Raw genomic sequence first — 12,896 nt, 5'->3', positions numbered from 1 at the left:
CTCTAAAGACGTTAAAGTGCGCTCTCGGTTTATAACGTCAATACTATGTCTACTTACTCATTTAAAACGCTCTACCTGTTCTTAATTCTATTTAGCGCTTGCAACGCGCTTGCAAGCGATGATTTAAATGCAAGCATCGAGCAACAAACGACCCCTAAACATTGGAGTGGTTTACCACTGCTAGCAGATAAAGCGGCTGAACGCGGTCATAAACTGCCGATACCGATTGGTCTCACGCTATTTTACAACAGTATCGATGCTGATTATGAAGCGGTTAACGATTTCCAAGTTCAAGTTGACGGTGGGCTGCTCGGTCTCAGAGGCCCCAACGACTATGTCGTACCCGCAGAAGATGTCAGTATCACTGGTAGTGATAAAAGTGTGCAGTTAAAGATTGATGCATGGCTACTGCCTTTTTGGAATATCTACGGGATCCTAGGCTATACCGAAGGCAATAAGGATATTAGAGCAAAACTAGACAACGTTGAAGGTTTACCCTGCGGCGATAGTTGCAATGGTATCGTGCTGCCGATCCCCATCAGCTATACCGCGACTAACTATGGATTAGGCACAGTGTTCGCTGGTCAGATTGCCCCAATTATTGGCGATACTCCGTTCACTATCATGGCCATAGGCGCAATCATAAAAGCTAAGACAGATACTACCGATAGTTTAATAAAAACCAAACTCGCATCTGTTCGTATTGGACAACGTTTTGATATTGGCGCTGATAAACTAGCTTGGTTCTTGGCTTTTAGTCACCAAAGTGTCAATCAGAATGTCACTGGAGATTACTCTTTCAGCGGGACTCAGCTAGCACCGTTAATGGAAGAGGTTAAGTTTGATATTGACCTTGCAAAGAAAGAAACTAAAAACATGTCTGTCAGTTTCAACTATGACTTTGGCCACCGTAATGAATGGAATATCTACGCAGAGTACGGTTTTCTTAACTGGAAACACTTAATTATCGGTATGGGCCGCCGATTTTAGAAAAGCTAGCTCCTAAGCAAGGCTGCGTTAAAGAGGTTCGAACAGTGCAGCCATACGCTTAATGCTATTAAGTGGAACGCCATGGCTGTTGCGTTGTGCGCAGAGTCGTTGGTGTTCAACATCTATTGGAACGCCAATTTGTTGTATGCGAATCTCATAGCCTAATGCCAGCGCTGCGGCTTGATATGGCTGATATTCCCAAAGTGCCATATTGGTATTATCACAAATAACAAACGGCACATTATCCGCCATTGCTTCGATAAAAGCGCTGAGGTTCATTTGATGGTATTTAGACAGTAATTTAGCATTAAACTGATAAGTACCATTTTTAAAAAAGTATTGGTCGGTGGAAAAAACACCAACTGAAGCCGTTGTCCCATTCAGCTCACTCTGCTTAGCTTTGCTATCGATAAAATGCGACACCCAGTAGCTTTTACCACTGCCAGGCAATCCACGCATAATAATCGCCACTCTTAAGTCATCATTGGCTTCAAGCATCAGCACTAGCCTACTTGCAATTGATCATTGAGGATCTTGCCTTGTAGAATTTGTTCAACCAGTTTCGGTAAAACTTCACTGGCTTTGCCCTCTAAGTGATACTGAAATTGACTATGCCTATCTGCGGGTAGTAAATTAATATCGACAGTCTGAGCACCATGATGATTTGCAGTATCAACAAATCCGGCGGCAGGATAAACAGTGCCAGAGGTGCCAATGGCAATAAACAAGTCGCAACTATCTAATGAATGCTGAATTCTATCTAGACCTATTGGCATCTCTCCAAACCAAACTACGTGAGGGCGGAGCCTTTGCGCCGGTATACAACAGGTACAAGTATGCTCTGGACCGAAAGGTTCTCTAAGAAGGAAGGTTTGTCTAGAGCGTGGACAACGTCCTTTTGAAAGCTCACCATGCATATGCAATAAACGTTTTGAGCCAGCCCTTTCATGAAGGTCATCAATATTTTGGGTAACCACGAGTAACTTACCCTTAAATTCGCTTTCCAATCTGGCGAGGGCTAAGTGACCAGCATTGGGCTCGATAGCACCATTATGAAACTGTTGCCAACGCTCGTTATAGAATTTTTCAACGAGCTGCGGGTTATTCTCATACCCTTCAGGTGTGGCTACCTCTTCAATCTTGTGCTCTTCCCATAAACCATCTTGGTCTCGAAAGGTACGTAATCCAGATTCAGCGGAGATCCCGGCTCCGGTGAGTATCACTATCTGCTGGTACATCTACAATCCTATTTATCAGTTTTATTATTTTCATTTTGCCTAGTTAACAACCCTTTTCACATTAGGCATTAGTATAAACAGTAATAACAATACAAAAAGTATGCTTAAATTGCTTGTTTTATATCAGCTTTATCGCTTTTATTTACAATAGATGACTTATTGCTAGATCAAAGGTTTAAGTTTTCTAATTGTGCACATATAATGGATTGCATACTCACATATGAACTGGCTGGTGTTAACAGGCCGTTCTGCAATCAAGAGACCAATAATGACAGATGGAAATCAAGCGCTAAAGAAAGCGGGTTTGAAAGTAACCTTACCACGAGTCAAAATTTTAGAATTGATGCAAGCGCCTGAGAATCAACACATCAGTGCTGAAGATCTCTATAAAAAACTGCTCGAGTTGGGTGAAGAGATTGGATTAGCGACCGTTTATCGAGTGCTCAATCAGTTTGATGATGCAGGTATTGTTACCCGACACCACTTTGAAAGTGGCAAAGCGGTATTTGAACTTGCCAGCCAGCATCATCATGATCACCTTGTCTGTTTATCTTGTGGCAAAGTGTTCGAGTTCTCAGACAATATGATTGAACAGCGTCAAGATGAAATCGCGATGAAGCACAATATTAAACTGACAAACCACAGTTTATACCTTTATGGTGTTTGCACTAACGACAAATGTGAGCACGGCGAAGCATAAAAATTGAAATAAAAAAAACCAGCTAAGGCTGGTTTTTTTGTTTTAGTGGGTGCTCTATCATCGGTTACAGATGCTTATGAAAGACATTTACTTTATGTCCCATAAATTTATCTCTGCCACGGTCACTCATACCCAACTTCTTAGCAACCCCTTCAGAGCCTTTATTACCGATCAGAATTAATGCAATAGCTTCTTTGATACCGTAATCCATAAACTTCGATAGTGCTGCGCTACCAGCCTCAGATGCAATACCTTGGCCCCAGTAAGCAGGCAAATAACGGTATCCCAACTCAACTTCATCAAACTCTTCAATATATTTCGGCCCACAAAAACCGATGACCTTAGCATCCGCTTTATGCTCTACCGCCCAACGGCCATAACCGAATTGCTCGTAGTTTTTCAATATCATATTGTTTAAAATCTGTTCAGCCTGAGAAATGTTCGTCATCGGCGCACCAGGGATATAGGTAAGAATTTCCGGAATGCTATTGAGTAAGAAAATAGCTTTCGTATCTCTAGGCTCAAACCTGCGTAAGACTAGCCTTTCCGTTTCTACGATTATCACTTTGAACTCCTTGGTATCGTGCTATCCATGTGACTGCAACATACTGCTAATTCAGCTAAGTATGCCTATCTGTATTCACGACTCTATGACTGTTATCAATATTAATATAGCGAATTCCGCTCTAAATTAGAAAGTATTAAAACAAGTTTGCGTAAACAGCAAGAATGGCTTTCAATAGAACAGAGATTTGTCTGCTGCTATATAGTAAGGAACACTTATGACCATCATGCAAAAATTCTTTTGGATAATCGCATCCTTAGGAAATTTGTTAGCCATCAATTTTGCTCTCAGCCAAGTAGGCGCTGGGACTATATTATTGCTGCTGTTTACCCTCAGTTATACCATTGTCGGCTATTTTGATATGTACCACAGCAAACATACGTTAAATCGCTTATACCCCGTTGTTGCCCATATTCGATACTTTCTAGAGTCTTATCGCGTCGAAATTCAACAGTATTTTATAGCCAATGACACTGAAGAGAAACCGTTTAACCGCGAGCAGCGCTCACTGGTCTATCAGAGAGCCAAAAATGTCCGTGACACCATTGCTTTCGGTACTCAGCGCGACCTTTTAGAGGAAAACTATTTAAGTCTTTGGCAATCATTACACCCTCGACAGGTTGTTGCTGATGCTAAACGTGTTCGCTTTGGTGGTCCTGACTGCTTAAAGCCCTACCATGCCTCCTATTTGAACATATCAGCAATGAGCTTTGGCTCTCTGAGTGCCAACGCTATTGAAGCCTTAAACTTGGGCGCACTTAAAGCGGGTTGTTACCACAATACCGGTGAAGGTGGGGCAAGCCCTTATCATCTGAAACATCATGGGGATGTCGTTTGGCAGATTGGCTCTGGCCTATTTGGTTGTCGAGATAACGAGGGCAACTTTAACCCTGAAACGTTCAGAGCGATGGCGATCCGGCCACAAATAAAGATGATAGAGATAAAGCTATCTCAAGGTGCTAAACCTGGACATGGTGGCGTTTTACCCGCAGCAAAAATAACCGATGAAATTGCCGCTATACGCCATATATCGAAAGATAGTGACTGTGTATCGCCTGCGGTTAACCCCGAATGTACTACGCCAAAAGATCTGCTCAACTTTGTTGTTAAACTAAGGGAACTAAGTGAAGGAAAACCCGTTGGCTTCAAGTTATGTATTGGTAATCCGGTAGAATTTCTCGGACTATGCAAAGCCATGCTTGAAACGGGGATCACACCAGACTTTATCACCGTAGATGGCGCCGAGGGAGGCACAGGTGCAGCACCCGTCGAATTTACTAATCGTTTAGGTATGATGTGTCTAGAAGGGGTATATTTCGTTCACAATGCGCTTATAGGCGCAGGGTTAAGAGACAAGATTAATATTATCGCTTCCGGAAAGACGGCTTCTAGCTTTGATCTATTAGCAAAAATTGCGATGGGGGCAGACACAGTTAATGCCGCACGCACCATGATGATGGCTCTTGGCTGCATTCAATCTCGCCACTGCAACACCAACATGTGTCCTACCGGTATAGCTACTCAAGATCCAGCCCGAAGCAAAGCCGTTAATGTGGTTGAAAAAAGTGAGCGGGTTAAAAACTATCACCATAATACCATTGAAAGCTTCTTCGAACTTGTTGGTAGCATGGGCTTGGACAATCCAGCCAAATTAATGCCTCACATGCTTAAAAGACGGACACCATATGGGTTGTTAATGTCAGTTGGAAGCCTCATTGAGCCATTAAAGGAAAACGAACTAATCGTAGAAAATCACATTGAAGGGCCCTGGAGTGACTGGTGGCGTATGGCAAGAAGCGACGACTTTTATAGTGAAGACACCTACATTCTATCGCCGGCAGAGTTTTCTCGCGCTAAGCATGCGAGTCACAATATAAATACCTCACAATAAAATAGCTAACCACAAGCTCATAGTAAATACACAAAGTACTGTGGAAAGAACCACAGTACTGGCGATAACGGCTTGCTGTGACTTTACCTGCACTGCGATTAAATAAGCATTAATACCCAGAGGGGACGCACTTAACAACACTAAGACTGCTAATAGTTGCTGATCTAACATAAACCAAGTTCCGAGAGCATAAACAAGCGTAGGCAACACTATCAACTTGATGAATGTAGCAAGTAATGCCAACTTCCAATCCTTGGCCACTTTGTAAAAGCTTAGGTTTGCACCTAGTACAAAAAGCGCACAGGCCAACGCAGGCTGACTGAGTAAATCAATACCATTGGCCAAGTTTTCAAAGAGTGGAATGTGTAATATATTCAGTAGTAACCCTAGAGAAATACTCATCACTATCGGGTTAAATACTATTCCTTTTACAAAAGGCCAGTACTTAAACCCCGCCTCCTCTCCCCTTAATGCCAAAATAAATGTTAAAGAGAACAGTAATGCGCTATGAAATGTGATGATAACAAACACATTGCCCATCATCTCTTGGCCAAGCGCACCCACAATAATAGGTAGACCGACTAAGATGGTGTTTGAATAGCTGCAACCGAGACCAAAAGCAGACCCATTAGCCAGTAACTGATCCTGCCCTTTACGGAGAAAACAATATAGCCCCACACCAACACAATATGCGGTAACGACAGGCAAGTAGAAAAATGCTAAGGCTGTGATATCAAAACTTTTGCTAAGATCTGCCTGAAACATATTAATAAACAAAAAGGCAGGAATGCAGAGGTAGAAGGTAAACAAACTAATACCACTAATTTGCTCTTTAGAAAAAATAGACTTGCTTGTTAAAATGTAACCTAACGAGGCCATAAAAATTAATGGGAAAACAATTGAAATTATAGCCATTAGTGCTTCACTACGTCCTGAAAAATCTTTAACTGAAACAAGTAAACGGACCTGAATCTTTAGGCCGCTATGATAACAGGTAAGCTACGCATCAAGGTATTTATCAAAGGAAGATAAGGGAAACAATCAATGTTAGAGGTGGTTTAGTCTGTTCTAAGCGTCCGCTGCTGGAAATTCAATAACTGGTTGGAAGTGCCTTGTACCGTTAACAACTACTTGTTGGAAATATTCAGCGGTATAACATTACAAAATATCTCTTTCTCAAACTGTTGCTCAAGCTTATCGCGCCACGATTGCTTATTAATAGGGACTAGATAAAAGTTTTCACGGGAGGTATCCGTCACAAAAGCCAAATCGTGACGCATGAGTTCAAAATGAATATCACTCACAAAATCAGATGAGAAATTTTGCCTACCAGTAAGTTGGTTGATATCTTTTCGGCTTAAAGAGACTCCTTCATTAAGCCCTTCAAACCTTAATCTTAACCAATCCGAAAACTCTTTTGCGCTGACCATAGACATATAATCTACCCACAAGTTCCTCTTTAGATAAATTAGGTATAACAGATCGTTGTTACATCGCCATATTTTGGGGTTAATTTGACAGCTTTATCACCATTAGTTCTAATTGAGCGGTGAATAACATTATTAAACTCTAAAAACACTGAGGCGAAACGATTGAAATACACTAACGGTTGTTAGGTAAATGAGAACCCTGCTGACCCAAATAAATCGGGAACAGTATGTTTTCAACACTATTTGTGGAGCAATAACACACGGAAACTACGACTTAAATCGTGCCATTGCCTTAATTAATTGTGAAGATTGAGATCCCGTCTGCTGTATCATTTCGGCTAGAGCTTGGGTCTGTGACACAGTGTTTGTCGCCATTTCATCAATTTCAACAATGTCCTGATTCATTTGAATCGCAGTGCTGGATTGCTGAGTGATCGTTGAAGAGATATCAACCATATGTTGCTCAAGCTGTTCCATTGAGGCAAGTATACTTTCAAATTCTGGAATGATAGCCAAGGTCGCGGTTTGGTTGTTTTTTGTCTCATCTAAGCCTGAATTCATCACTGAAACGGCTTTTTTTGCCGTCGCTTGAAGCTGAGCAACAATATCATGGATCTGCGTAGTCGACGTTTGTGTTCTTGACGCTAGATTCCGTACTTCATCTGCAACAACCGCAAAACCTCGCCCCTGCTCCCCAGCTCTAGCAGCTTCAATGGCTGCATTTAACGCGAGCAGGTTCGTCTGCTCCGCTATCGCACCAATCACGTTTACAACTTCGCCAATTTTACTGGTATCTTGCTCTAGTGCAGCAACCACATTGGTTGCTTGTTGGATCTGATCAGCTAAATAGTTCATCTGCTGATTAACGCTCTCAATACTAGAAACGCCGTTAACAACACCTAATTTTGTCTCTGAAGCGATACTAGAGATATCTTGCGCTCTGGCTGCGACATGCTCACTGGTTTGCGCCATTTCAACTGAGGCACTCGCTACAATAGCTAACTGCTCCTTTTGCTGCCCGACGATAGTATTAGCCTCATTGGTACTCAGCAAACTCTGCTGTGAATTCTGATTGAATTTATTAGCCATCGAACTAGACTCATTGACCATCAACTGGATTTTGGCCACAAAATCATTGAATGCACCAGATAACTTGCCAAGTTCATCCCGTCGATTGATGTCTATTCGGCAGGTAAGATCGGCATCCCCCTGACTGATGGAGTGCATTGCCTGCTGCAACTGTTGTAGTGGTTTCAATTGCCAACGGATCAATAACCACATAAACAGTGCCAACACCACGCTAAACGCGATCGAGTTTAGAATATTATCAGTGATGGCTTTATGGATCGGGGCAGTAATTGCTTCTTCGGGTAACATCACTGCTACGTTCCAATGAACTTCAGGGTTTTGCTTTTCATAAGCCTGGATATAAACACGGTACTGCTGGCCTTGCCATTGTACTTCGTGCTCCTTAAGGTTTTGATCTCGATAATCTGACCACATTTTATCGAATCCGCCTGCACCATCACCACGAAGCGCATCATCTATAGCAGCCATATCAAGAGTACTAAGATCATTAGCGACCATCAGTTCTACCATATTTGGAAAATTGACCAATAAACCCGTATCACTGACGACAAAAACATCGAGTCCGGGATAGATGCTTTGTAACTGCGCAAACTCACGATTGACCTCCTCAAGATCAAGATCCAAGCCTACCGTTCCTATCAAGTTATTCTGTGAGTCGAAAGCTGGCGCTCTAAAAGTCAGCAAAATTTCGCCCTCTGCATCAACATAAGGATCGTTAACGTAATGATTCATTTGGCTAAGGAACTCCTGCCAAAAAGGGCGTTGATTAATGTAATAATCGGGGTCTTCATTCTTACTATCGTGATCAAAGTATTCCCAAGTAGCCGTCGTTGTGAAGAAGAGGCTGACAACCGCTGCATCGGCTTGCATCAGAGATTGAAAATACTCACTTACAGGTTTGAGCGCGAGATGCTGTTCATAACTTAGCCCTCTCTCCTGAATCGAGTTAATTGCTGCGATGGTACTAGGGTGGCTAAAAATGGCATCGACTTGGTTATTTCTTGAATACAACAGATGATCGATTTTTGCGGTGAGCTGCTTTAGGATACGGTTGACTTCACCTTTTAATGCCACAGATGAGTCGTCCTGTACCTGCTTAGTATTAAAAATCAAACTCGCAAACGTGATAACCGTTAAGGTCAGTAGCAAGCCTGCAATGAATTGTCTAACCATACTCTTTCTTAGAAAAGTCATCGAACATGTGCCCCTTATTTATCGTTATTGGAATGCAGATAATCTGAATAGCGTTAGGCAAACATTGCGTATCTAGCTCTGCTTTAAATTGAAATTGTAGAGCCCATAATTGCTTGTTCCCTTGCTGTAAGGTGTTTTCTGAAAGGTACACAAGCTGCCCGCCCAAAGCACGCCACATTTTCCAAACATAATTACAGCATGGAATACAATATACTGGGCGTGTTTTTTATTCTAGTGCCGAAAGGCTAATTAGCTTTTAGCTGAATTATTTTCAGAACTTAATCTGTCAAAAAACAGGTTTAGTCGCTGTTTTGACTTTATAACTACAATCTAAGAGTCGTAGATTAATGTAGGGCAATAAAAAACAGAGGTTAATAAATTTTCAAAGTGAAAACAGGGAGGATAAGAAGTATTGGAATTAAGGTGCTTCAATAAAAAAGCCACCCTATTGCTAGGGTGGCTTCTCGAGAACTAAACCGGTGTTATTACCAACCCGTTCTAGTACGAAGTGCTTTACCGATATCAGCAAGAGAACGTACAGTCGTTACGCCTGCAGCTTCAAGAGCGGCAAACTTGTCTTCTGCAGTACCTTTACCGCCAGCGATAATTGCGCCAGCATGGCCCATACGCTTGCCTTCAGGTGCAGTTACACCAGCAATGTATGAAACAACAGGCTTAGTGACGTTCGCTTTGATGTATTCAGCCGCTTCTTCTTCAGCAGTACCACCAATTTCACCAATCATTACGATTGCTTCAGTTTGCGGATCGTTTTGGAACATTTCCAATACGTCGATGAAGTTAGTACCTGGAATAGGATCGCCACCAATACCAACACATGTTGATTGGCCGAAACCTTCGTCAGTCGTTTGCTTAACGGCTTCGTACGTCAACGTACCAGAGCGAGAAACAATACCGACTTTACCCGGCTTGTGGATATGACCAGGCATAATACCAATCTTACATTCACCCGGAGTGATAACACCTGGGCAGTTTGGACCGATCATGCGTACGCCAGTCTCTTCAAGCTTAACTTTAACTTGAAGCATGTCTAACGTAGGAATACCTTCAGTAATACAAACGATAAGCTCAATGCCACCGTCGATAGCTTCAAGGATTGCATCTTTACAGAAAGGTGCTGGTACGTAGATAACCGTTGCTGTAGCACCAGTTTCAGCGACTGCATCTTTAACAGTATTAAATACTGGCAGACCTAGGTGAACTTGACCGCCCTTTCCAGGTGATACGCCACCGACCATCTGAGTTCCATAATCGATAGCTTGCTCAGAGTGGAATGTACCTTGACCGCCAGTGAAACCTTGACAGATAACTTTGGTATCTTTATTAATTAATACAGACATTATTTGCCCTCCGCAGCTTTAACTACTTGCTCAGCCGCGTCAGTAAGACTTGAAGCTGCGATGATGTCTAGATCTGAGTTTGCAAGAACTTCACGACCTAGATCAGCGTTAGTACCTTCTAAACGTACAACTACTGGTACTTCAACACCGACTTCTTTAACTGCGCCAATGATGCCTTCAGCAATCATGTCACAACGTACAATACCGCCAAAGATGTTCACTAGAACCGCTTTAACATTTGAATCAGACAAGATAATCTTGAATGCTTCCGCAACACGTTCTTTAGTCGCTCCGCCGCCTACATCGAGGAAGTTAGCTGGCTTGCCACCATGAAGGTTTACGATATCCATCGTACCCATTGCTAGGCCTGCACCGTTGACCATACAACCCACGTTTCCGTCGAGTGCTACATAGTTAAGTTCAAACTTAGCCGCGTGAGCTTCACGAGCATCATCTTGTGATGGATCGTGCATGTCACGGATTTTAGGCTGACGGAATAAAGCGTTACCGTCGATACCAATCTTGCCATCAAGACAGTGGATGTTGCCTTCGTCTGTAATAACAAGTGGGTTGATTTCAAGTAGTGCGAAATCATGATCTTCAAACATCTTCGCCAAGCCCATAAAGACTTTAGTGAACTGCTTCATTTGAGTAGGATTTAAACCTAACTTGAAGCCAAGATCACGTGCTTGATATGGTTGAGCCCCTGTTGTAGGGTCGATGATCGCTTTATGAATTAGCTCTGGCGTTTCTTCTGCCACAGTTTCAATATCAACGCCGCCTTCAGTTGATGCCATGAACACAACACGTCGTGTAGCACGGTCAACAACAGCACCCAAATACAGTTCATTTGCAATGTCAGTACAGCTTTCTACTAATATTTTAGCAACGGGCTGGCCTTTTTCATCAGTTTGATAAGTAACAAGATTCTTACCTAACCATTTTTCAGCAAATGCTCTGATCTCTTCTTTGTCGCCTGTGACTTTAACGCCACCTGCTTTACCACGGCCGCCTGCGTGTACTTGACACTTAACAACCCACATATCACCGCCAATATGTCCTGCAGCTTCAACAGCTTCTTGAGCTGTATCACATGCAAAACCTTCTGACACTGGTAAACCATATTCGGCAAATAAAGATTTTGCCTGATACTCATGCAAATTCATGATGATCTATCCATTATACTTCTTATCAATTTTTCAACAGGCCCTAATGGACCTGCAACGAGGGTATTGTCTGTCTTGACTTATAGGTCAAGTAGCAGACGAGTTGGGTCTTCTAGGAAGTCTTTAATAGCAACCAAATAACCAACCGACTCACGACCATCTACGATACGGTGGTCGTAAGAAAGTGCGAGGTACATCATAGGCAGGATTTCAACCTGTCCATTAACTGCCATAGGGCGATCTTTGATGGCATGCATGCCTAAAATCGCGCTTTGTGGCAGGTTCAAAATTGGCGTCGACATCAATGAACCGAATACACCACCGTTAGTAATGGTGAAGTTACCGCCAGTCATATCAGCAACAGTCAACTTACCGTCACGTCCTTTTAGCGCCAATTCACGAACGTTACGTTCGATATCTGCAAGGCTCATCTTATCAGTGTCACGAAGCACTGGAGTGACCAGGCCACGTGGCGTTGATACTGCTATGCTGATGTCGAAATAGTTATGATAAACAAGTTCGTCACCATCAATAGACGCGTTAACTTCTGGGAATCGCTTCAATGCTTCAGTCACGGCTTTAACGTAGAAAGACATAAAACCTAAACGAATGCCGTGGCGCTTCTCAAAAATTTCTTGATACTGCTTACGGATATCCATAATTGGCTTCATGTTAACTTCGTTAAACGTTGTTAACATCGCAGTAGAGTTTTTAGCTTCTAGTAGGCGATTAGCAATCGTCTTACGTAGACGACTCATAGGAACACGCTTTTCGCTACGCTCAGCTAGCGGTGCGGCAACGGCTGCTGGCGCGCTTGTTGGAGCTGGAGCCGCTTTAGCATTTTTAACAAATGCTTCAACGTCTTCCTTAGTAATACGCCCACCAACACCTGTGCCTTTAACTGCGCTTGCACTAATATTATGCTCAGCAATTAAACGTCGTACTGATGGGCTTAAAGCGTCACTGGTCTCTTCAGCTTCCGCTGCAGGAGTTGCAGCTTCGGCTTCAGCTTTAGTCACTTCCTGTCCCGCTACTGCGCCGGCGACGAAGTTAGCGATCACGGCTTCGCCTAAAACTGTATCGCCCTCTTCCGCGAGGAATTTAGCAATCTGACCATCTTCTGGTGCTACAACTTCAAGTACGACTTTATCAGTTTCAATATCAACAAGGATTTGATCACGAGAAACTTGCTCGCCAGCTTGAACATGCCAAGTAGCAATAGTTGCATCGGCTACAGATTCTGGCAGTACGGGTACCTTAATTTCGATACTCATG

The 12,896-nt window shown here is 42.8% G+C and carries 12 protein-coding genes; 3 read left to right on the top strand and 9 right to left on the bottom strand.

What is annotated here, in order from left to right; genetic code table 11:
- Window positions 1-45 precede the first annotated feature (45 nt).
- Window positions 46-990: a hypothetical protein gene (locus JK628_RS09840; RefSeq protein ID WP_202289301.1), complete on the top strand. Its 945-nt coding sequence runs from the start codon at window positions 46-48 to the stop codon at window positions 988-990.
- A gap of 27 nt (window positions 991-1,017) precedes the next feature.
- Here JK628_RS09840 and JK628_RS09835 read toward each other — a convergent pair whose 3' ends face one another.
- Window positions 1,018-1,488 carry an AAA family ATPase gene (locus tag JK628_RS09835; protein ID WP_202289300.1) on the bottom strand — a complete coding sequence of 157 codons (471 nt, stop codon included), beginning with the start codon at window positions 1,486-1,488 and terminating at the stop codon, window positions 1,018-1,020.
- Window positions 1,489-1,493: 5 nt separating this feature from the next.
- Window positions 1,494-2,228 carry a Sir2 family NAD+-dependent deacetylase gene (cobB, locus tag JK628_RS09830; protein WP_202289299.1) on the bottom strand — a complete coding sequence of 245 codons (735 nt, stop codon included), beginning with the start codon at window positions 2,226-2,228 and terminating at the stop codon, window positions 1,494-1,496.
- Window positions 2,229-2,496: 268 nt separating this feature from the next.
- Here cobB and fur point away from each other — a divergent pair, with 268 nt between their 5' ends.
- The gene (fur, locus tag JK628_RS09825) at window positions 2,497-2,928 is read left to right on the top strand and encodes a ferric iron uptake transcriptional regulator (RefSeq protein ID WP_202289298.1); all 432 of its coding nucleotides are present in this window, start codon (window positions 2,497-2,499) and stop codon (window positions 2,926-2,928) included.
- 64 nt (window positions 2,929-2,992) lie between these two features.
- Here fur and JK628_RS09820 read toward each other — a convergent pair whose 3' ends face one another.
- Entirely contained in the window at window positions 2,993-3,493 is a 501-nt protein-coding gene (locus JK628_RS09820) for a GNAT family N-acetyltransferase (protein WP_202289297.1), read from the bottom strand.
- Between the two features lie 217 nt (window positions 3,494-3,710).
- On the opposite strand from JK628_RS09820, the gene JK628_RS09815 reads away from it, so the two are divergent.
- Complete coding sequence (locus tag JK628_RS09815) at window positions 3,711-5,384, top strand: FMN-binding glutamate synthase family protein (protein ID WP_202289296.1); 1,674 nt, start codon at window positions 3,711-3,713, stop codon at window positions 5,382-5,384.
- On the opposite strand, the gene JK628_RS09810 is transcribed toward JK628_RS09815, so the two are convergent.
- The 6 genes from JK628_RS09810 to odhB form a co-directional block, all read right to left on the bottom strand.
- Entirely contained in the window at window positions 5,376-6,299 is a 924-nt protein-coding gene (locus tag JK628_RS09810) for an AEC family transporter (RefSeq protein ID WP_202289295.1), read from the bottom strand. The two genes, JK628_RS09815 and JK628_RS09810, sit on opposite strands and share 9 nt — an antisense overlap.
- A gap of 212 nt (window positions 6,300-6,511) precedes the next feature.
- Window positions 6,512-6,820, bottom strand: a complete 309-nt coding sequence (locus tag JK628_RS09805) for a hypothetical protein (protein ID WP_202289294.1) — start codon at window positions 6,818-6,820, stop codon at window positions 6,512-6,514.
- Window positions 6,821-7,081: 261 nt separating this feature from the next.
- Window positions 7,082-9,097 carry a methyl-accepting chemotaxis protein gene (locus JK628_RS09800; RefSeq protein WP_202289293.1) on the bottom strand — a complete coding sequence of 672 codons (2,016 nt, stop codon included), beginning with the start codon at window positions 9,095-9,097 and terminating at the stop codon, window positions 7,082-7,084.
- A gap of 485 nt (window positions 9,098-9,582) precedes the next feature.
- Window positions 9,583-10,455, bottom strand: a complete 873-nt coding sequence (gene sucD / locus JK628_RS09795; RefSeq protein ID WP_202289292.1) for a succinate--CoA ligase subunit alpha — start codon at window positions 10,453-10,455, stop codon at window positions 9,583-9,585.
- A complete protein-coding gene (gene sucC / locus JK628_RS09790) occupies window positions 10,455-11,621 on the bottom strand; it encodes an ADP-forming succinate--CoA ligase subunit beta (RefSeq protein ID WP_202289291.1) in 1,167 nt (388 codons plus the stop codon). The genes sucD and sucC overlap by 1 nt, the downstream gene beginning before the upstream one ends.
- Before the next feature lie 80 nt (window positions 11,622-11,701).
- Window positions 11,702-12,895, bottom strand: coding sequence for a 2-oxoglutarate dehydrogenase complex dihydrolipoyllysine-residue succinyltransferase (gene odhB, locus JK628_RS09785; RefSeq protein WP_202289290.1), 1,194 nt, complete (start codon window positions 12,893-12,895; stop codon window positions 11,702-11,704).
- Window position 12,896 lies beyond the last annotated feature (1 nt).

It is taken from the genome of Shewanella sp. KX20019, assembly GCF_016757755.1.
Taxonomy (GTDB): domain Bacteria; phylum Pseudomonadota; class Gammaproteobacteria; order Enterobacterales; family Shewanellaceae; genus Shewanella.
The sequence above is the reverse complement of the archived record's forward strand: the minus strand, read 5'-3'. Positions and strand labels throughout refer to the sequence as shown.

Bases quoted from the DNA above. Each gene is read 5' to 3' on its own strand.
- JK628_RS09840 (WP_202289301.1), top strand. From the start codon at position 46: ATGTCTACTTACTCATTTAAAACGCTCTACCTGTTCTTAATTCTATTT.
- JK628_RS09835 (WP_202289300.1), bottom strand. From the start codon at position 1,488: ATGCTTGAAGCCAATGATGACTTAAGAGTGGCGATTATTATGCGTGGA.
- cobB (WP_202289299.1), bottom strand. From the start codon at position 2,228: ATGTACCAGCAGATAGTGATACTCACCGGAGCCGGGATCTCCGCTGAA.
- fur (WP_202289298.1), top strand. From the start codon at position 2,497: ATGACAGATGGAAATCAAGCGCTAAAGAAAGCGGGTTTGAAAGTAACC.
- JK628_RS09815 (WP_202289296.1), top strand. From the start codon at position 3,711: ATGACCATCATGCAAAAATTCTTTTGGATAATCGCATCCTTAGGAAAT.
- JK628_RS09810 (WP_202289295.1), bottom strand. From the start codon at position 6,299: ATGGCTATAATTTCAATTGTTTTCCCATTAATTTTTATGGCCTCGTTA.
- JK628_RS09805 (WP_202289294.1), bottom strand. From the start codon at position 6,820: ATGTCTATGGTCAGCGCAAAAGAGTTTTCGGATTGGTTAAGATTAAGG.
- JK628_RS09800 (WP_202289293.1), bottom strand. From the start codon at position 9,097: ATGACTTTTCTAAGAAAGAGTATGGTTAGACAATTCATTGCAGGCTTG.
- sucD (WP_202289292.1), bottom strand. From the start codon at position 10,455: ATGTCTGTATTAATTAATAAAGATACCAAAGTTATCTGTCAAGGTTTC.
- sucC (WP_202289291.1), bottom strand. From the start codon at position 11,621: ATGAATTTGCATGAGTATCAGGCAAAATCTTTATTTGCCGAATATGGT.
- odhB (WP_202289290.1), bottom strand. From the start codon at position 12,895: ATGAGTATCGAAATTAAGGTACCCGTACTGCCAGAATCTGTAGCCGAT.